Origin of the sequence: Cycloclasticus sp. P1 (assembly GCF_000299965.1) — a bacterium.
Taxonomy (GTDB): Bacteria; Pseudomonadota; Gammaproteobacteria; order Methylococcales; family Cycloclasticaceae; genus Cycloclasticus; species Cycloclasticus pugetii.
This window is the reverse complement of sequence record NC_018697.1, coordinates 498,692-517,400: the sequence shown is the minus strand read 5'-3', so window position 1 is coordinate 517,400 and position 18,709 is coordinate 498,692. Positions and strand designations below refer to the sequence as shown.

The window sequence follows — 18,709 nt, the reverse complement described above, 5'->3', positions numbered from 1 at the left end:
CACTAAGACGTAACGCCCATAAAACTCTCAACCAATTGACGAGAGTGATAGAAAATAGCCTGACCAATATTATCTGCTGTCCATGTTAAGACAGGGCTATCGGGATACACGTAGCTATCTTCAGCGAATACTTCGTTACGGTTACCCGATGGATCAAAGAAATAGATCGTTTGCCCTCGAGTTAAACCATGTCGTGTTGGGCCAGTTTCCAATGGAATATCTTCCATCGAAATAATATCACCTGCTTTTAATACGCCTTCCCAAGAACTTAATAAAAATGAAGCATGGTGTAATTGACCTGATTTTTCAGAACGGATAAAGGCAACATCATGCGCCTTAGTGCTACACGTTAAAAATGCTGCCAGTTGAGTTTCACCATCAACTATTTGCTCAGTTAATTGAAAATCTAATGCTTCAGTAAAAAATTTAAAGTTTTCTTCAAAATTATTACCATGCAATAAACAATGATCAAAACGAATGGGCTCCATTCCTTTCAAACCTCTTGGCCAAGGAGCAGGGTTAGTGGTTGGAAGACCGTTACCCACTTGTTCTTTTTCAGCATATAAATCAAAGGTATGACCAGCAGGCGCGACAAAGCGAACCCGTTCACCACAACCCTTTAATTCGCCAGCAGGAATTCTTTTTGTTTCAATACCAAAGCTTTTAACATTAGACTCATAACGCCACAAATCTTGCTCTGTTGCGACTTTAAACGCCATGTGATCCATACCTGAGCGATCTGAAGGCTCCAATACTAGCGAAAACTTATCTTGCTCATCCCAACATTTAAGATAGACACGACCCTGATCATCTCGGTCAGTTTCTATCAGACCAATATTTTCACAATAATGGTTTAGTGATTCTTCCATATCCAACACTCTTAGTTGGGTATGTCCTGGACGTAAAATACCTGTCATTGCCATGGTTAGCTCTCCTATCTCTATTAATTTTTTGAAATTGCGTTGCACTATAACTATTTAAAACTATTTAATGCTATCAACACACTTTACCGCGATACAATTTTTTGTAAAAGCCCAATCACACATAATACCATATTGTTGGAAAGCTTCTAATGCCATATTTCCTCACAACATCCTTTATCTCCTGTCACTCAAAGTTGATCATTATTAATTATGCTTTATTTAGATGATAGCTGTTTAGCCCCTCAGTTTAAAGCCATTTCGTTGATTCAATTGGCTAAAAAAGCCACGCAAGCACCTTACGTGGCTTTTTTAGATGTATAACAAATCAACAATTCACATATCGTTTTTGCTTATGTATATACTGTTGTGAAGGTTTCATTCAAAACACCCGTATGGTAGAAAATACCACTGCCGATCTGGTCTTCGGTCCAAGTCGTCACTGGTCTATCGCGTTGCGCCAAGTAGCCTAAGCCTCCGAAGGTTTCGTTTCTATTTCCTGATGGGTCAAAGAAATAAATTGTGTAGCCTCTTGTTACCCCATGCCGTTGTGGTGTCACATCAATTTTCACTTTATTCTTACCCATAACATCGGCGGCCTTTAACACATCATCCCAACTATCCATATAGAAGGCGAGATGATGTAAACCATTAATAGGCCCACCAACAAAGGCAATATCATGCGGTGTATTACTAACCGATAACCATGTTGCCAATTGCTCATTGCCTTCAGGCCCAACCAAGATTTGCTCTACCAGATAAAAATCTAAAACATCGATCATGAATCTCGTATTTTCTTCAACCTTATTAACCCCGTTACCAAGGTCGAACTCACTCATTAGCAAGGTGTGATCTAGCCAATGTACTCCGGCTCCTTGCAAACCATCCGGCCAGGGTTCTGGGTTAACCGCACCTACCTCAGTACCAACATACTCTTTCTCGGCATATAGATACATTTCATGCCCACTAGATATATTAAATTTTAATACGCGGCCAACAAATGGCCGCCCCCCCTTCCGCAATATCCTCTACCACAACACCGTACTGAGTAATCCGCCTTTTAAACTCATCCAAATCCGCATTGCTTTCTACTTTATAGCCCAGGTTTATCACTCCTGCTATATCAGCCTCGGTCAAAATCACGGAATATTTATCCCACTCATCCCAACATTTCAAATAAACATTGCCTGCCGTATCTGTATGTACTACTTTCATACCAATTACATTTACGTAATGTTTTACAGACGCCTCCATATCCAAAACTCGGATATTGATATGACTTATTCTCATGACACCCATAACACCTCCTCTTTCTGATTTAAATCGCAAATAATTACCGACCTGATGGTGGCAAGATATACCTCATATTGCATTGATTTAAATCAGAAAAGCCCTTATAGATAAGGGCTTTTCAATACAAGGTTATTTATTGCGGTTTTAGGTCATTAAGATGTGGACCAGGGTGTTTTAGTACTTTTCTTTACAATGTTTTTTTGTAACTTACCAATAACGCTCAAACTCAGGTCGCTGCGGGGGAACACTCTACACGCCAAGACACTGCCAGATGCTTCCTCATCAGCAGATACATGCGCCCTGCTCATTTTTTTAGTGTCATACAATCCAGAATTTATTTGTATTTTACATACACCACAACCCCCTCCCTGACAACCCGACGGGATACCTTTTTTACCCATTCTCGACATTGCAGATAAAAGATGCCGATTTGGCTGGCACTTAAAACTTTCCCCTGTGTTTTCTATTGTGATAACAAAATTTTGAGCTTCATCACGCACTGCATCAGTCATAAGCATTAATACAAGTCGTTAAACTTCTGGAGTATATAAGTCTGAAAAGAATGCTGACGGCTTTAAATCCTTATTTGCAATCAGCCCATCTGCCACAGCTTTCACCATTGCAGGTGAACCAGCACTATAGGCTTGCCACTCAGACAGATCATTAGGCATTAGTCGATCAACAACTTCTGTAATTAAGCCCGTATGCCCCTCCCAATCTTCTTGGTGCGATAAAGCCGGGTGATAATGGAAACCGCTATATTTCTCTGCTAAAGCCTGCATAAAATCAGACTCTAGTAACTCACTCTCTTCACGACAACCTAAAAAATAATGCACTTCACGATTAGCTAATTGATCGGTTTCATCCAAATAATGAATCATCGAACGAACATAGCTTGCACCAGATGCCCCCGCCACAAAGATCAAATTCCGCTTACTATCTTCTCGTAAATAAGCCTCACCCATTGGCATGTGTAATTGAACAACATCACCGGCTTTTAGTGAATATAAATAAGCTGCACCTGTTCCCAACTTATCTTCTTTCACTAACAGCTCCACCTCACCTTTTTTATTCGGTGAAGAGGCAATTGAATAATATGACGCCTTATCCAAATTTGGTAATAAGACCGCCAAATATTGACCGGCTTTAAATTCGAGCGACTTAGGCTCAAGCAGTTCAATTCTAAGTAAAATAATACCCTTGCTGACAAAGCCAGAATAAACGACTTGCCCCTTATGCGTTACTTCCATCCAAAACTCTCTTTTAATAATTAAAGCACATAACATGGTAACAACAACCAAGCCCGATACTTTTTATATCATGAGCGCACTGCTCACTTTTTTAATTTTTCTATTGAACTCACTAAACATATAGCCATAACTAGTCTCCCTTAGTTAAACAGTGCACTTCATACTCGTCACCGCAACCTTAGTCAGTTTATCTTGCGAAACGAATTCCTTGCACAATAGAAAATCTAATCTCTTTTATATTATACAAAATTAGTAAAATACAACTTTATTTATTGAAGCAAATCCTAACCCTATAAAAGAACATTCAAGATCCTATATTAAAAAACTTATAAACATTACCTTTACAAAGTCGACTGTAGGGCAAATAAAAAAGCCCTAGCGACAAGTCTGCTAGGGCTTTTTGCTTTATATACTAAACACTATAAACATCTAATACAGTATCAACAACATCATTGTGTAACGTGATTTTTCTATAGCAAATTTTCAACTCACCATCCACTTTACGTAAACGGTGCTCTTGAACACCAAAAGCATTACGACTCACTTTAGAATGATAACTGTGTGTCACCCAAGACGAATGAACAACAATCTCACCTTCATCATTTTCAGACACTCTAAAGTTGCTGTTCATATGACACGTTCTAGGTAATGGACTTGCAGAATAAGCCAATTCTGTTCTGATTCTATACACTCTATCCTCAAGACCTGAGCGATTACCATAATAAATCAATGAAATTTCACGCTTAGGGTTACTCGTTTGAGTATATTCATCAATCCATGATGGCATCCAATAGGTAGCATCTTTTGTATATAAATTAATCCAATCATCCCACTGCTTATGGTCTAGAGCGGCAGCCTCATTAATAATTACATCTATGGCTTGTTCTTTTAATACTGAATCCATCTTAACTTTCCTCCGCTTGGCCTTCAGCCATCATCTCGGCCCACCGCTTATGCTGCGCAACCATAATACCTTCATCTTCAAGGTTAGTACCTGACTCAACAGGGTTAATTCCAACAGTTTTAGCAACTTTTTCTGGCCCTTCAACCGTATTCATTGCCCCACGACACATATCACTCCAACGTTGTTTTTCACCCATAAAGCCTATCTGGCTGTTATTGAATGCTGTTAAATCATCCGGTGTTGCCATGCCTGTTGCATTAAAGAAATCCTCATACTGCCGAATACGGCGTTCACGGGCTTCATCTGACTCCCCAACAGGTGCAACACAATAGGTTGTTACTTCTGTTTTATCAACAGAAATAGGGCGGAAATGGCGAATCTGCGTACTCATTTGATCCATTAAGAATACGTTTGGATAGATGCAGGTATTACGTAAAAAACCCGCCATAAATTCTGCTCTCGCCTCTCCAAATTTTTCTCGTAGCGCTGGCATCTGCCCACCAACATAAAGCGGACGATCTTGGGCACTAGGAAATTTTCCCCATAACATCACATGACCATTCCCAAAGTGGTAGTAACCACCCGGTAGCTCCCCAGTAGATCCTGTCGACATCGCGCCCACATCTGCTGCTTTCACTGCGTCATTCTCTGCTTGGATTTTTTTACGATTGGCTAATGTCATTACATAATTGCCATGAATAGCTTCTAAATGATAACCATCCACACCATTTTCCGCCTGTAATTTCCAATTTCCATTATAGGTATAGGTTGTTATACCCGGCAACACCTCTAGGCCTCCCTCAGCCTGATCTACCAGTAGATCTATCGAGTGCGTCGCCTCGCCTAAGAACTCTTTTAAACTACATGCATTGTCATCCAGCACACCAAAAACAAAACCTCTGTAGCTTTCAATATCACCTATTGTTTGAAGGCCTAAATTATCTTTATCGAAGCTCTCACTATAGCCGACACTGTTTTTATGCTCACCACAATCCAGTAATTTCCCTTTCATGTCGTACGTCCACATATGAAATGGGCAAACCATTTTACGCTTATTACCACATGCAGTGTTTACCAGTTGCGCACCCCTGTGTGAACAGGCATTAATAAAGCCATGTATTTCACCGTCTTTATCACGCGTAATAATAACGGGTTGACGCCCCATATATGTTGTAAAGAAATCATTGGGGTTTTTAATTTGGCTTTCATGGCAAAGATAAACCCAGTTTTTTTCAAAAATGGTTTTCATTTCCATGTCAAAAATTTCTTCGTCAGTGAAGACCCTTCTATCAGCACGGTAAATACCCTGCTCTTTATCCTCGATCAAATAGCTCCCAAAATCGATTTTATTTTGTTTGCCCATTCTTTATTCTCCTTTTATCAGCCTGTTAACTCGGCTGCATCATTAATCTTATTCTCAACTAACTCTGTCGTTTGAGTAAGTGAACTATATCAATATAAACTTTTCCAGCCATGACTTACATCATTTACTTGATAAAAATTCAAAAACTTCCATAAAAAGCTAATTTAATAAAGCTGCTTATTTATGATCATTAACACGCTATTAGCTAGCAACCAGTTACCAAACCACTACTATCATCAACCATAATTGCCAATAACGTAACTGTTGTTAAACCAACCAATACCAGTGTTTTCCGAGAAATGAAAAATACTCTTAACGAGTCATATTATTATCAACACTCATCATCTCTCCAAACCTCGTTTATTTTATACCCCTAAATTATTCAAAAAGCACTTAACAAACTAATAAATATCATTTCGACATTCTCAAACTGACTCTTAATAACAGTTACTAAAACGCCTTATAAACTCCAATAACATTTTCGCCCCTTTATAACAGACAATAAATCAATCTATGCAATCAAGCAGGCTCGACAGTATGCTTTGAGTGATCAAAATTAAGATGTGATTCAAGATTCGCAGGAGCTACGCCAAATGCTGTTTGAAAACTAACATTATGCGCATTAATTTCATCATATTTTAAATACCAAGCCTTATGCATCTTATAAAAAGGTATTTCTGGATATAAGTGATGAATTAAATGGTAGTTCTGATAAACCAACAGCGGTGTCAATAACCACTCCCAACCCATTCGCATCGTCGTTGCCATATATTTATCTTCTTCCTGACCCACTTTATTAGGCGCATGCGGCAAAATAACAAAAACTACTGCAATCATAAATAAAGCAATACGGCTAGGAATGAACCACAACATAAGCAACTCAAGTCCCAAACCAAAGTATAAAGCAATGACGAAACCTGTTATTAGTAGCGTATAAAAAACAATAAGCGCTTTAGCATGTCTTTTTACAACTCTCATTCCATACTTAAAGAAATAATAGATGTAGTACCCGTCAAAACAAGACCATTTAAAAGGCACTTGCCACCATTTGGCCTCATGCTCGTAAACATCGGGGTCCATTGGCCCATTGGCGTGGATGTGGTGCTTATTATGTACCCATCTAAGTGCAACCATTGGCGCATAAGGGAATAAGAAAAACAAACCAACTGAACCGATAGCTTCATTAAGGAATTTATTGCTCGATAAAGAATGGTGCGATGCATCATGAATAATGCTAAACATCCAATAACTTAAAAGCCCATTGATGATAGCCCCTGACCATAAGGGCAAAATTCCGTTTAAGGCATAATACCAAACAGCAACAATGCCAGACAGAGACAGTATAAAAATAAGGGTCGTCGGAATGGCTAAACTGGGTGCAACCCTAAGAGATTCGAAATATTCTTCACTCGTTGCTGGGTTTTTTGTACTCATAATCTCTCCTGAATTAAATTAACTAACTATTTATGTTTTTATAATCGCCAATTAGAACAAGACTTAATCTAATAGATAAGTGTCATTATTTGACATAACCATGTCATTTTATGACAATACCTTTCAACCATCGCTCAAAGGAACTTATGTCCCAATCAATTATACTCCCTGTTAGCTACATACAAATAGCTATCCGAGAATTGTCTAACAAAGGCATTACAGCTGAGCAGATTTTAGAAGGCACCGAACTAAGCGTTCACTCATTACAAGAAGATGATTATATCTCATTAGATCAATTCATTAGCGTTATCCTTAACACACGAAAACTAAGTAACAACCCAGCCATTGGCTTATTACTGGGCTCAATACTGCACCCCTCAACTCACGGGTCTGTTGGTTGGGCAGCTATCAATAGCCCGACATTATCAGACGCCATCAATATTTTTCAGCGATATAGCCAAGTACGAACGCCCTTCATCTTATATACAATCCTTACCCAAGGTGATCAATATATCATCCGTTTAACGCTGACTGACAACCTTAAAGCCGCCCACACAATTTTCATCGAGGCCATGCTAATGTTACTGCAACATATCATTGAGTTTATACTCGGAAGGCCGATGACAGAGGCTAGTCTATACATGAATAGCTACACACCCAGTTATGTAGACAGTTACCGGCAATACTTTCATTGCCCTATTCACTTTAATTCTGGTCACCTCGAAATTCATCTTCCACTATCTTGGAAAGACACCCCCAACCCCAATGCTGACAAACACATTTACCAAATTGCGTTAGAGCAATGCCAAGAGGCACACCATCAATTGCAGCGTAATGTAAATATCAGCACTGAAATATACGATTATTTATCCGCAAACTTAAGTCACTCACCTACACTTAAACACACTGCTATGCACTTCGGCATAACACCTCGAACACTCATCAGGCGACTTAAAGACCAACACACATCTTTCCAAAAAATAAAAGACGATGTGTATGCATTTCAGGCCAGCAGTTATTTACGCAGAAGCACAATAACCATAGACACGTTATCTGTTATTTTTGGCTACAGCGATCCAGCTAATTTTAGGCGTAGCTTTAAAAGATGGTTTGGCATCAGCCCCCAAGAATATCGCGAACAACAAACCGAGATTTTGAAAAAACATTAAACGCGCATTAAATAAATTTAGCGATCAACTTAGCATAGACTCCAGCGAATCATTTCATTTGGGTTTATTTAAACCAGTCATCTAATTCATCACCATCAAGCTCATTAATAGCGTACTCATTAAAATCTTTATAGGTGTTCCAATCATGGATTTTTTGACTGGCGGAATCCTTTAAATCTTGATCTGACAGTTGCTGTTGATACTTGTTAAGCATCAATTCACTGTAATCATTACACTGTTTAAGAAAATCAATAACAATTTTTTTTTGAATATCTAACGGAAGAGGTTTTTGGCTCATTTTATTCTCACTTAATATTGACGCTGCTTTTGTTAGGCGATAGAGTCATTTAATCTAACAACAATAAGATTCCATGAGAAAAATAATTATCGCTATAACTGGGGCTACCGGGTCTATTTACGGTACCCGTTTACTTGAAATTCTGCAAACTGTCGATGATGTTGAAACACATTTGATTCTTTCCAATGCGGGTGCACTAACTGCTCAATATGAATTAAATATGGATAAACAAGAGCTTATGTCGCTGGCCGACGTAACGCATCACCCAAAAGATATTGGCGCATCAATTTCAAGCGGCTCATTTATCACCGACGGTATGGTTATTGCGCCATGCTCTATGAAAACACTCGGCTCCATTGCCAATGGTATAGCTGATAATCTAGTCTCTAGAGCTGCAGACGTGATACTAAAAGAACGCCGAAAACTTATTTTAATGGTTCGTGAAACACCCTTAAACCTTGTTCACTTAAGAAATATGACGACCCTCTCCGAGATGGGCGCCATCATTGCACCGCCCGTACCGGCCTTTTATATTCAGCCAAAGTCTATCGACGACATAGTTAATCATTCAGTTGGAAGAATACTAGATACATTAGACATTTCTAATGTAGATTATGTAGCCCGGTGGCAAGGTCTTTCAAAATAATAATCATCCACCTTTAAATAATTACACTCGAAGAGGAGCTTATGTTAAGCAGACGCACTTTTATTAAATCCGCACTGGCCACTAATGTCGCCTTATTAGCCACGCCATCTCAAGCGCTTCAACAGGTTTTAACCGGCTCTGAAGAAATCCCATTACTGGTCTTTGCAGATGAGCACTCAGCTCACTCAAAACATTTTATCTCCAATGTTGCCGAGCGCAAGTCTAATATCGATTTAGATATTGGCCAACACTTTGACCTGCTTAGAGAGTTTTGCAAAGAGTCCCCTATGGGCCAAATTTCAGGCTTAACCAGAGATTCCGATTTTTTTGCCCTTGAACAAATCGCAAAGGACTTTGGTTTTTACACCCAATATTCAGCCACACATCATTATTCCGGAAACATGTTGACGCATGAAGTCTCTAGTTCGAAAGACTCTGCTGAACTGATTACCTCATCACTAAAAAAAGCAAAAGAACAATGGCCGCAATGGCTTGCAAATCATATGCGAGTTTTACCGAGAGGGAATGCCCAGCTCGTGACGCAAAAAACACAGATCAGCCTAGCCAATACCGATCAACATGACTTCTTAGTCTCTTGGTCTTTAAGCCCAAATAAAAACAAATAACAATTGGAACAACCATGACTAAACCACTCCCACAAGGCATCACTTTAGGCCAGCTTAATGCGGCGATTGCCGAGATCGAAAAAGTCGTCGGCAAAGAATATGTTTACTTGGATGACATAAAAGAACTTCGCAGCTATCGCGACCCTTATAACACCACCAATGATGCTGACTTTGCTCCATCCGCTGCTGTTGCACCTCATAATGTTGAGCAAATCCAAAAAATTCTTGCCATCGTTAATAATTACAAAATACCTGTTTGGACAATTTCCACCGGTAAAAACTTTGCCTACGGTGGACCCGCTCCTCGTAAGCCCGGCTATATTGTTCTGGATTTAAAGCTCATGAATAGAATTCTTGAGGTTAACGAGAAACATGGTTACGCAATCGTTGAGCCTGGTGTGAGCTATTATGACTTATATAACTACCTTCAAGAAAAAGGCTCAAAGCTTTGGATTGATTGTGCCGCACCCGCCTGGGGCGGAATTGTCGGTAACACCTCTGAGCACGGCGCTGGCTACACACCTTATGGCGATCATCTATTAATGCAATGTGGTATGCAAGTCGTGCTTGCTGATGGTACTGTCGTTGAAACCGGCATGGATACTACTGCAAACAGTAAAACAGGCGGCCTCTACAAGTACGGTCAAGGCGCTGCGATTGATGGATTATTCACCCAATCAAACTTTGGTGTCATTACCCGTATGGGCATCTGGTTAATGCCAGAACCTCCGGGCTATACACCTTTTATGATTACTCTGGAAAATGAGCATGACCTTGAAACAGTAACCGACCTCTCGTTACCACTTCGGGTTAATCAAGTCATTCATAATGCACCAATGACTGTTGATTTACTATGGGAAGCAGCCATGTCTGTTAGCCGTAGTCAATACTATACGGGCAAAGGCCCAATGCCAGACAGTCATCGTAAAAAAATGGCTAAGGACCTCGATTTGGGTATCTGGAATTACTACGGTGCTGTATACGGCCCAGGCCCGATGATGAAAAACAATATGGATGTTATCAGAGATACATTTGGTAGTATTCCAGGCGCAAAATTTCATTATGACGACACCAGAAAAGGTGACCCCGGTTGGGATTACCGAGTCAAACTAATGAAAGGTGTTCCTAATATGACTGAGTTCAGCCTACTGAATTGGGTTGGTGGCGGTGGTCATATTAACTTTTCGCCTATTTCAGCCGCTGATGGCAAATCATCTATGAATCAATACAAGATGATTGAAAAACGTGCACACGAATACGGCTTTGACTACATTGGCGAATTCTTAATTGGCTGGCGAGATCAACACCATATCTTTATGCTGATGTTTAACCGCATGAGCCCAGAAGAGAAAAAGCGCGCTCACGATCTATTCGCCATTTTAGTTGATGAGGCAGCCGCCTTAGGATACGGCGAATACCGTACTCACTTATCCTTTATGGACCAAATCGCTGGCACATTTTCATGGAACGATAACGCACTTTGGGACACCCATCACGCCCTAAAAGATGAATTAGACCCAAATGGAATCCTTTCTCCAGGAAAACAGGGGATTTGGCCAAAAAATTTAAGGGGTGAGTCATGAGTAAATATTTTTTAATTATTACAAGTCTTCTGTTTTTGACTGCTTGCGATCAACAAACAACAGATTCTGCAACAAACCCAGAACCAAGCACTCAAAAAGAAACTGCCGAAATTCCTGAAACTGTGGCAGAGCCTACTTCAAACTATGAGCCTAGCAACCGCTCAGGAAAGGTAATTTTTGACCTACACTGCGCTGGTTGTCACGATTCTGGTAATGCGTATGCAGCCACCAAACAACTTGCTCTAGTTCGTGGCAAGGATCTAGCCGTTATTAGAGAACGTACAGACTTAGTTCCTGACTATATTAAATATATTGTTAGAGACGGGCTGCTAGAGATGCCTCCTTTCCGCCCAACAGACATTAATGATAAGGAACTAGATAACTTAGCAGCATATATCGTTGACAGTGCTAAAGCACACGCAAATAAGGAAAGCAAATAATGAGTACCGACAAAAAACCGTTATCCGCTCAAGCCAAAGCTGTTGGCGAACGTATTGGCAGCTTACGTGATTTTCTAGAATTTTTAGAAGAAAATGGCCAATGTATTACTTGGACTGATGAAGTCATGCCTGAACCAGATATTCGCAATATAGCTGTTGCTGCTGGTCGTGATTCAATGAATGGCCCAGCTGTTATATTTAATAATATCGCTGGCTACCCAGGCAAAAAACTCGTCCTAGGCGTACATGGTAGTTTCACCAATCTAGCACTATTGTTGGGGCACCCTAAAGGCACCACTATAAAAGAATTGTTTTACGACATTATTTCTCGTTGGGGTGACGATAAACCACTACTCGATTTTATTGAACCAGAAGCTGCTCCAGTCAACGAAAATCGCCTGACTGACAACTTCAACCTTTATGATTTATTACCGCTTTATCGTATTAATGAATATGACGGTGGCTTTTATATAGGTAAAGCCAACGTTGTCAGCCGTGACCCACGAGACCCCGAAAACTTTGGTAAGCAAAACGTTGGGATTTACCGTATTCAAGTACAAGCACCGGGCGAGTTTACCCTGCTGTCAGTTCCTGCACATGATATGGGTCGTCACATTGTCGCTGCTGAACAAGAAAATGTACCATTAAAAATATCCGTCATGCTCGGCAACCACCCAGCTATGTGTATGTTTGCAGCAACACCTGTTGGTTATGAAGAGTCTGAGTTTGCCTATGCATCTCAAATGATGGGTAGTCCGCTACGACTAACAAAATCAGGCAACGGCATGGATATTTTGGCTGATTCAGAAATGGTTATCGAAGCAGAACTAATGAATGGTGTGCGTAGCTTTGAAGGGCCTTTTGGTGAGTTCCCTGGCAGTTATAGTGGCGTTAGAAAAATACCTCGCTTTAAAGTAACGGCTATTTCACACCGCAACGACCCTATTTTTGAAAATATTTACATTGGTCGCGGCTGGACAGAGCACGACACCTTAATTGGCCTAAACACATCAGCACCAATCTACGCACAACTTAAAAAAGACTTTCCTGAAGTTGTTGCTGTTAACGCCTTGTATCAGCATGGCCTTACCGGCGTAATATCGGTTAAGAATCGGTTTGCTGGCTTCGCAAAATCAGTGGCCATGCGAGCACTTGGCACGCCACATGGCACCATGTACCTTAAAAACTTAATCATGGTTGATGATGATGTTGATCCTTTCGACCTAAACGAAGTGATGTGGGCCTTATCAACACGTACCCGGGCTGATGACACGATTGTTATCCCCAATATGCCATTGATTCCGATTGATCCGGCAGCAGAAGTTGCGGGCAAAGGTCATCGCTTAATTATTGATGCAACAAGCTTTATGCCACCCGATAAATTGGGTTCCGACTCAAAAATTGTTACCCCACCATCGGGGGCAAATATTGATGAATTAGCTAAGTTTATTCAATCATTACAAAATGGAGGTCAATCATGAGTTTATGCCCACGCTGCCAAGCCGCCGAAGAAAAAATCCGAGTTGAACATAAAGGTCTCAATGCTCAAGGTGAACTCGTTTGGACAATCTTTCATTGTAGCGCCTGTGAGTTTACATGGCGAGATAGTGAGCCTGCTACTTCCATAGATTACGAGGAACGGGAAGCATTTTTCAGGGTTGATCCTGAAAAACCATATCCAATAATTATGCCTCCGGCTCAATATAAATAGGTTTATCAGCATGAAAAATATTATAGAAAACCTTAACGGCTTATTAGGTGCTGACAACGTCATTAGCGCTTCAGATCAACCTACAGAATATCAATTCCTAACAGACCGCATCAATAATGGTGAGCGTGAAGTCATCGCCGTGGTAACGCCTAGCAATCTAGAGGAATTAAAAAATCTATTGGTCTCTTCCACAGATGAAAGCTATTCCTTGTTCAACCTATTAAGCCCTGGAGAAATAAACACCGCGCCTATTCCCGCAAAAGGTGCCATCGTAGTTATTGATCTTAAAAAGCTTAATAGTATTATCGAAGTTAACACTCAAGCTGCTTATGCACTGATCGAGCCTGGCGTTAGCTATGCTCAACTCAATGAATACTTAGAAGCCAATAACATTCCTTTTATCGTTGATTTTGATAAAAACTCAACTCAATCGGTTTCAGGTGGGATCAGTAATAGAAGTTATGGCTACACGCCGTATGGTGACCACCTCATGATGCAATGTGGTATGGAAGTGATGCTCGCGAATGGTCGTTTAATACGTACAGGTATGGGGGCGATGCCAAACAGCGACTCGTGGCAATTATTTAAATATGGTTTTGGTCCCTATATTGACGGCACCTTTACCCAATCAAGCTTAGGCATTATTACCAAAGTAGGTATCTGGCTAATGCCCAAGGCACCAGCTTATAGACCGTTTGCCATTCAACTGCCAAACGAAGCAGCCATGAATCAAGCCGTTGAGATTATGCGCGACATGAAAATTAATATGCTGGTTCCAAATACGGTAACTGTTGCTTCCGCAAAGTCTGACGCCTCGCAATTCTCTACTGAAGCCCTGGAAGACATTGGTAACAACGATGAAGCGGCGACAAAACACCAATTGGGTGCTTGGAATATGTACGGTGCTTTGTATAACATGCCAGCCAACGTTGATTTCTTATGGCAAGCTATTAATGGCGCCTTCAGCCAAATTGAAGGGGCTAAATTTTTAATGCCTGAGGAAACAGCCAATAACCCTATCTGGGCTCAGCGTGAAATGAAGATGGATGGAAAATTCAATACAATTAATCCAAATTTATCAGGCTTCTCATCCATCAATGTACATTTTGCTAGCCCAATTGATGGTGACGATGCAGTTAAGATGCAAACGCTGCTAGAAAGCGTTAACAACCCAGCGGAGCTTAACATCATCGGTCAGTTTGCGCTGACATGGCGTACCATGATGACGCAGCTTCAAGTGCTCTACCCTACAGGTGATGCTGAAAAACTAGCACAAGCACGTCAACTCACTAAGCAGCTTATTGACGACTTTTCAGCTCAAGGATACCCTACTTGCCTAGTGGATGCGGACATGCAAGAAGCCGTTGATGCCGTCAGTCTAGATGGACTCAAAACACTTAAAAACCGTGTTAAAAAAGCACTCGATCCGCAGTCTGTTTTTGGTTAAAACTGCTCCATATTATTATTGCTGAGTCGTGTCACTAAGCATTTTGTTTAATGCACGACCCAGCATAATTGAGTTGTAACAATACGCCGAGTTATTTTAATTAACTTATTCTTCAAACCTTACTAACAGTAGATACTTATTATGATTAAAACCTATGACCTTTGGATTAATGGAGAGCACACAAAACCAGCTTCTGGAAAATATTTTGATGTCCTTAACCCGCTAGATGACAGCCTTTATTGCAAAGCCGCCGAGTCTAATCAAACAGATATCAACAAAGCAGTAGATGCTGCTCATGCTTGCTTCTCCAGCTATCGAAAATGCTTAGCTAAAGACCGTGAAGCAATGCTTACAAAAGCCGCTGACCTGCTCGAAAGAGACCGTGAAGAATTCCTTGAAATCCTAATTGATGAAGTCGGCTCTCCAATCAACAAAGCACAATTTGAAGTCACTCAAACAATTGGCCAACTCCGCGCTGCTGCCGGTAGCGCACGTCGTATCACAGGTCAAACCATGCCGTCTGACACACCGGGCCGTTTAAGCATGAGTGTGCGTAAGCCATTGGGCGTTGTTGCTGCTATTACTCCGTTTAATGTTCCCTTATTAAAAGCTGCAAAATTAGTCGCCTCGCCGTTAGCGACTGGTAATACTGTTGTATTATTAACCTCCGAAGAAGCACCTGCGGTCTCTTTCCGTTTTGCCAAACTGATAGAAGAAGCAGGCTTTCCTGCCGGCAGCTTAAATGTCGTATCTGGTTTCGGTGTGGATGTTGGTGACTTTTTGACCGACCACCCTCTAGTAAAAGCCGTTATGTTCACCGGTTCCAGTGTAGTCGGTAAACACATCAGCGAAATTTGTGGCCGTAACATGAAACCCTGTGTTCTAGAACTCGGTGGTAAAAGCCCCTATATTGTTTTAGCTGATGCCGACCTTGGATTAGCGGTACAAAATGCCATTATCGGTATGTTCTTTTATCAAGGCCAAGCTTGCATTGCATCCAGCCGTATTATTGTAGAAGCAGCTGTGTACGATCAATTTGTTGAAATGTATAGCGCTGCGGCCAAGCAATTATCAATGGGAGACTTACATGAGATGTCGACCATCTTGGGGCCCATTATTTCACCACGCCAACGCAACCGAGTACGCACACATATTGAAGATGCCGTATCAAAAGGAGCCACTCTTATTACTGGTGGTGAGTGGGAAGGCAACCGTTGTCAGCCGACTATTCTTACCAATGTCACCGAGGACATGATTGTCTGTCGCCAAGAAACGTTTGGCCCGGTGACCTCCATTTACTCTGTTGACAATGCCGAAGAGGCATTAGCACTCGCAAATGATACACATTATGGGCTCAGCGGTGCGATTCACACCAACGACCTTAACAAAGCGCTATCGTTAGCACATGAAGTAGAAACAGGCATGATACATATCAATGCGCCAAGTGTTTACGATGAACCACATGTACCTTTTGGCGGTATTGGCGACAGTGGCTTCGGTCGTGAAGGTGTTGATGTTGATATTGATGCGTTAACACAATGGAAATGGATTACGATTCAAATGCCTGGCTACGATCAAGCCCACTAATACCAAGCTTTTCCAATTAAAACATTAACTTAAAGACTTTAATATTAAAGGACAAACATGACTACCAAACATGATCTATGGATAAACGGTGAACACACCCAACCCGACAGTGGAAAATATTTTGACGTTCTAAACCCGTTAGACGATTCTCTCTACTGCCAAGCTGCTGAGTCAAATGATGCAGATATTAACAAAGCAGTAGAAGCAGCACATCGTTGCTTTCAAACTTATAGCAAAACATTAGCAAAAGATATCGAAGCAATGCTATGTAAAGCAGCTGATTTAATGGAAAGAGATCGTGCTGAGTTTACGGACATTCTAATTGACGAAATCGGCTCACCAATAAACAAAGCCAATTTTGAAATTGCCTATGCTATTACTCATTTACGTGCTGCTGCAGGCGTTGCTCGCCGTGTTACCGGGCAAACCATGCCATCTGACACACCGGGCCGGCTCAGCATGAGCGTACGTAAACCTTTAGGCGTTGTTGCTGCCATCACACCGTTTAACGTACCGTTGATTAAAGCAGCAAAATTAGTCGCATCACCCTTGGCAACGGGCAACACCGTTGTACTACTGTCCTCAGAAGAAGCACCAACACTGTCTTTCCGCTTTGCTCAACTACTACATGAAGCCGGCTTCCCTGCGGGTTCTGTTAATGTTGTCTCTGGCTTTGGTGTTGACGTAGGTGATACCTTAAACAGCCACCCATTGGTTAAAACAGTGATGTTTACTGGCTCTAGCCGAGTAGGTAAACATATTGGTGAAATTTGCGGTAAACAAATGAAACACGCTGTGCTTGAGCTTGGCGGAAAAAGCCCACTCGTTATCTTGGCAGATGCCGACCTTGGATTAGCAGTCAAAACTGCTATTTTTGGTATGTTTTTATACCAAGGCCAAGCCTGTATGGCCTCCAGCAGAATCATTGTTGAAGAAGGTATTTATGATCAATTCATCGCAGCCTATAAACAAGCGGCAAGCCAACTGTCTATGGGCGACTTACGTGAAATGTCCACCATCCTTGGCCCTATTATCTCTCAACGCCAGCGTGACCGAGTACGCCGTCATATAGACAATGCAGTAGAAAAAGGTGCTACCATCGAAACCGGCGGTAACTGGCAGGGTAATAAATGTGAGCCAACGATCCTAACCGGGATCACAGAAGAGATGGATGTTTGCTACGAAGAAACTTTTGGCCCTGTAACCTCGGTCTATTCGGTTAAAGATTATGAGGCCGCTCTCGAGATGGCAAATGATACGCCCTATGGACTCAGCTCGGCTATTATTACTAACGACTTAAATAAAGCCTTAGATTTTGCCGAGAACATTGACTCTGGCATGGTTCATATCAACGCCCCTACTTTGTATGACGAACCTCACGTACCTTTTGGCGGTACAGGCGACAGTGGCTTTGGCAGAGAAGGAATCGAGGTCGACGTTGATGCACTAACGGAGTGGAAATGGATTACCATTCAACTCCCTGACGCAAGCGCTGGACACTAAGAATTTATGTTTAAGTAACATTAAAAAAGCAGCCCTTCCCGGCTGCTTTTTTTGTGTCAAAAATTTATTATTAAACTTCTACTTAAAAGGATAATCTCATGATCAAGCCCGCCAGTGATTTTATTAAAGAAGCCCAAAAAATATGCAATTGCCTTGATGCCGTTGCAGCTAAAGAACTTGCCGGGCAGTCAAATAACCTGATTATTTTGGATGTTCGAGAACCACATGAGACCGCCGAATCAAAGCTTGAACAGGCCATCAACATTCCTCGCGGCCTATTAGAAATGAAAGTACAAAACCATTGCACCGACCCTGATACTCTCATTCTTATCCATTGCGCAGGTGGTGGCCGTGCATCTTTAGCCGCAGCCAGACTACATGAAATGGGCTATCGTAATGTCCATGCCATTACCGAAAAATTTGCCGATATCAAGAAGGCTTTTGACTAGCTAGGACAACATAAAAAAACACTAATCAACCTAATTTGAAGACTTTATTTTACTTCAAACATCTTAAAAGTGAGAGGTAGATCTAT

General features: G+C 41.2%; 20 protein-coding genes. 11 read left to right on the top strand and 9 right to left on the bottom strand.

The window, feature by feature from the left end; translation table 11 throughout:
* Positions 1-2 precede the first annotated feature (2 nt).
* From Q91_RS02550 to Q91_RS02520, 8 genes are all read right to left on the bottom strand, one after another.
* Positions 3-923, bottom strand: coding sequence for a catechol 2,3-dioxygenase (locus tag Q91_RS02550; protein ID WP_015005315.1), 921 nt, complete (start codon positions 921-923; stop codon positions 3-5).
* A gap of 350 nt (positions 924-1,273) precedes the next feature.
* The gene (locus tag Q91_RS11640) at positions 1,274-1,876 is read right to left on the bottom strand and encodes a VOC family protein (RefSeq protein ID WP_202948170.1); all 603 of its coding nucleotides are present in this window, start codon (positions 1,874-1,876) and stop codon (positions 1,274-1,276) included.
* Positions 1,877-1,895: 19 nt separating this feature from the next.
* Positions 1,896-2,210, bottom strand: coding sequence for a VOC family protein (locus Q91_RS11635; protein ID WP_202948169.1), 315 nt, complete (start codon positions 2,208-2,210; stop codon positions 1,896-1,898).
* 155 nt (positions 2,211-2,365) lie between these two features.
* A complete protein-coding gene (locus Q91_RS02540; protein ID WP_015005314.1) occupies positions 2,366-2,731 on the bottom strand; it encodes a 2Fe-2S iron-sulfur cluster-binding protein in 366 nt (121 codons plus the stop codon).
* A 12-nt stretch (positions 2,732-2,743) separates the two neighbouring features.
* Positions 2,744-3,463 carry an FAD-binding oxidoreductase gene (locus Q91_RS02535; protein ID WP_148271121.1) on the bottom strand — a complete coding sequence of 240 codons (720 nt, stop codon included), beginning with the start codon at positions 3,461-3,463 and terminating at the stop codon, positions 2,744-2,746.
* A 412-nt stretch (positions 3,464-3,875) separates the two neighbouring features.
* On the bottom strand, positions 3,876-4,367 hold the full coding sequence (locus Q91_RS02530; RefSeq protein ID WP_015005312.1) for an aromatic-ring-hydroxylating dioxygenase subunit beta: 492 nt from the start codon (positions 4,365-4,367) through the stop codon (positions 3,876-3,878).
* 1 nt (position 4,368) lies between these two features.
* A complete protein-coding gene (locus Q91_RS02525; protein ID WP_015005311.1) occupies positions 4,369-5,730 on the bottom strand; it encodes a Rieske 2Fe-2S domain-containing protein in 1,362 nt (453 codons plus the stop codon).
* Positions 5,731-6,249: 519 nt separating this feature from the next.
* Positions 6,250-7,164 (bottom strand): fatty acid desaturase, encoded by a 915-nt coding sequence (locus tag Q91_RS02520; RefSeq protein WP_015005310.1) that lies wholly within the window; start codon positions 7,162-7,164, stop codon positions 6,250-6,252.
* A gap of 146 nt (positions 7,165-7,310) precedes the next feature.
* Between Q91_RS02520 and Q91_RS02515 the strand changes: the two genes are divergently transcribed.
* Positions 7,311-8,333, top strand: a complete 1,023-nt coding sequence (locus Q91_RS02515; protein WP_015005309.1) for an AraC family transcriptional regulator — start codon at positions 7,311-7,313, stop codon at positions 8,331-8,333.
* Positions 8,334-8,397: 64 nt separating this feature from the next.
* Here the strand turns inward: Q91_RS02515 and Q91_RS02510 are convergent, their stop codons facing one another.
* Positions 8,398-8,631 (bottom strand): hypothetical protein, encoded by a 234-nt coding sequence (locus Q91_RS02510; protein WP_015005308.1) that lies wholly within the window; start codon positions 8,629-8,631, stop codon positions 8,398-8,400.
* 73 nt (positions 8,632-8,704) lie between these two features.
* Between Q91_RS02510 and Q91_RS02505 the strand changes: the two genes are divergently transcribed.
* From Q91_RS02505 to Q91_RS02460, 10 genes are all read left to right on the top strand, one after another.
* Positions 8,705-9,277, top strand: a complete 573-nt coding sequence (locus tag Q91_RS02505; protein WP_015005307.1) for a UbiX family flavin prenyltransferase — start codon at positions 8,705-8,707, stop codon at positions 9,275-9,277.
* A gap of 41 nt (positions 9,278-9,318) precedes the next feature.
* Positions 9,319-9,903, top strand: a complete 585-nt coding sequence (locus Q91_RS02500; protein WP_015005306.1) for a hypothetical protein — start codon at positions 9,319-9,321, stop codon at positions 9,901-9,903.
* A 14-nt stretch (positions 9,904-9,917) separates the two neighbouring features.
* Positions 9,918-11,486, top strand: coding sequence for an FAD-binding oxidoreductase (locus tag Q91_RS02495; protein WP_015005305.1), 1,569 nt, complete (start codon positions 9,918-9,920; stop codon positions 11,484-11,486).
* Positions 11,483-11,926, top strand: coding sequence for a cytochrome c (locus Q91_RS02490; RefSeq protein ID WP_015005304.1), 444 nt, complete (start codon positions 11,483-11,485; stop codon positions 11,924-11,926). The genes Q91_RS02495 and Q91_RS02490 overlap by 4 nt, the downstream gene beginning before the upstream one ends.
* Positions 11,926-13,407: a non-oxidative hydroxyarylic acid decarboxylases subunit C gene (locus tag Q91_RS02485; RefSeq protein ID WP_015005303.1), complete on the top strand. Its 1,482-nt coding sequence runs from the start codon at positions 11,926-11,928 to the stop codon at positions 13,405-13,407. The genes Q91_RS02490 and Q91_RS02485 overlap by 1 nt, the downstream gene beginning before the upstream one ends.
* Complete coding sequence (locus Q91_RS02480) at positions 13,404-13,637, top strand: non-oxidative hydroxyarylic acid decarboxylases subunit D (RefSeq protein ID WP_015005302.1); 234 nt, start codon at positions 13,404-13,406, stop codon at positions 13,635-13,637. Before Q91_RS02485 ends, Q91_RS02480 begins: the two co-directional genes overlap by 4 nt.
* Before the next feature lie 10 nt (positions 13,638-13,647).
* On the top strand, positions 13,648-15,084 hold the full coding sequence (locus tag Q91_RS02475; RefSeq protein WP_015005301.1) for an FAD-binding oxidoreductase: 1,437 nt from the start codon (positions 13,648-13,650) through the stop codon (positions 15,082-15,084).
* A 141-nt stretch (positions 15,085-15,225) separates the two neighbouring features.
* Complete coding sequence (locus tag Q91_RS02470; protein WP_015005300.1) at positions 15,226-16,671, top strand: aldehyde dehydrogenase family protein; 1,446 nt, start codon at positions 15,226-15,228, stop codon at positions 16,669-16,671.
* Positions 16,672-16,728: 57 nt separating this feature from the next.
* Positions 16,729-18,174, top strand: coding sequence for an aldehyde dehydrogenase family protein (locus tag Q91_RS02465; RefSeq protein WP_015005299.1), 1,446 nt, complete (start codon positions 16,729-16,731; stop codon positions 18,172-18,174).
* Between the two features lie 98 nt (positions 18,175-18,272).
* A complete protein-coding gene (locus tag Q91_RS02460) occupies positions 18,273-18,623 on the top strand; it encodes a rhodanese-like domain-containing protein (protein ID WP_015005298.1) in 351 nt (116 codons plus the stop codon).
* Positions 18,624-18,709 lie beyond the last annotated feature (86 nt).

Excerpts from the sequence above, each read along its gene's own strand:
- Q91_RS02550 (WP_015005315.1), bottom strand. The coding sequence starts at position 923 with ATGGCAATGACAGGTATTTTACGTCCAGGACATACCCAACTAAGAGTG.
- Q91_RS11640 (WP_202948170.1), bottom strand. The coding sequence starts at position 1,876 with ATGTATCTATATGCCGAGAAAGAGTATGTTGGTACTGAGGTAGGTGCG.
- Q91_RS11635 (WP_202948169.1), bottom strand. The coding sequence starts at position 2,210 with ATGAGAATAAGTCATATCAATATCCGAGTTTTGGATATGGAGGCGTCT.
- Q91_RS02540 (WP_015005314.1), bottom strand. The coding sequence starts at position 2,731 with ATGCTTATGACTGATGCAGTGCGTGATGAAGCTCAAAATTTTGTTATC.
- Q91_RS02535 (WP_148271121.1), bottom strand. The coding sequence starts at position 3,463 with ATGGAAGTAACGCATAAGGGGCAAGTCGTTTATTCTGGCTTTGTCAGC.
- Q91_RS02530 (WP_015005312.1), bottom strand. The coding sequence starts at position 4,367 with ATGGATTCAGTATTAAAAGAACAAGCCATAGATGTAATTATTAATGAG.
- Q91_RS02525 (WP_015005311.1), bottom strand. The coding sequence starts at position 5,730 with ATGGGCAAACAAAATAAAATCGATTTTGGGAGCTATTTGATCGAGGAT.
- Q91_RS02520 (WP_015005310.1), bottom strand. The coding sequence starts at position 7,164 with ATGAGTACAAAAAACCCAGCAACGAGTGAAGAATATTTCGAATCTCTT.
- Q91_RS02515 (WP_015005309.1), top strand. The coding sequence starts at position 7,311 with ATGTCCCAATCAATTATACTCCCTGTTAGCTACATACAAATAGCTATC.
- Q91_RS02510 (WP_015005308.1), bottom strand. The coding sequence starts at position 8,631 with ATGAGCCAAAAACCTCTTCCGTTAGATATTCAAAAAAAAATTGTTATT.
- Q91_RS02505 (WP_015005307.1), top strand. The coding sequence starts at position 8,705 with ATGAGAAAAATAATTATCGCTATAACTGGGGCTACCGGGTCTATTTAC.
- Q91_RS02500 (WP_015005306.1), top strand. The coding sequence starts at position 9,319 with ATGTTAAGCAGACGCACTTTTATTAAATCCGCACTGGCCACTAATGTC.
- Q91_RS02495 (WP_015005305.1), top strand. The coding sequence starts at position 9,918 with ATGACTAAACCACTCCCACAAGGCATCACTTTAGGCCAGCTTAATGCG.
- Q91_RS02490 (WP_015005304.1), top strand. The coding sequence starts at position 11,483 with ATGAGTAAATATTTTTTAATTATTACAAGTCTTCTGTTTTTGACTGCT.
- Q91_RS02485 (WP_015005303.1), top strand. The coding sequence starts at position 11,926 with ATGAGTACCGACAAAAAACCGTTATCCGCTCAAGCCAAAGCTGTTGGC.
- Q91_RS02480 (WP_015005302.1), top strand. The coding sequence starts at position 13,404 with ATGAGTTTATGCCCACGCTGCCAAGCCGCCGAAGAAAAAATCCGAGTT.
- Q91_RS02475 (WP_015005301.1), top strand. The coding sequence starts at position 13,648 with ATGAAAAATATTATAGAAAACCTTAACGGCTTATTAGGTGCTGACAAC.
- Q91_RS02470 (WP_015005300.1), top strand. The coding sequence starts at position 15,226 with ATGATTAAAACCTATGACCTTTGGATTAATGGAGAGCACACAAAACCA.
- Q91_RS02465 (WP_015005299.1), top strand. The coding sequence starts at position 16,729 with ATGACTACCAAACATGATCTATGGATAAACGGTGAACACACCCAACCC.
- Q91_RS02460 (WP_015005298.1), top strand. The coding sequence starts at position 18,273 with ATGATCAAGCCCGCCAGTGATTTTATTAAAGAAGCCCAAAAAATATGC.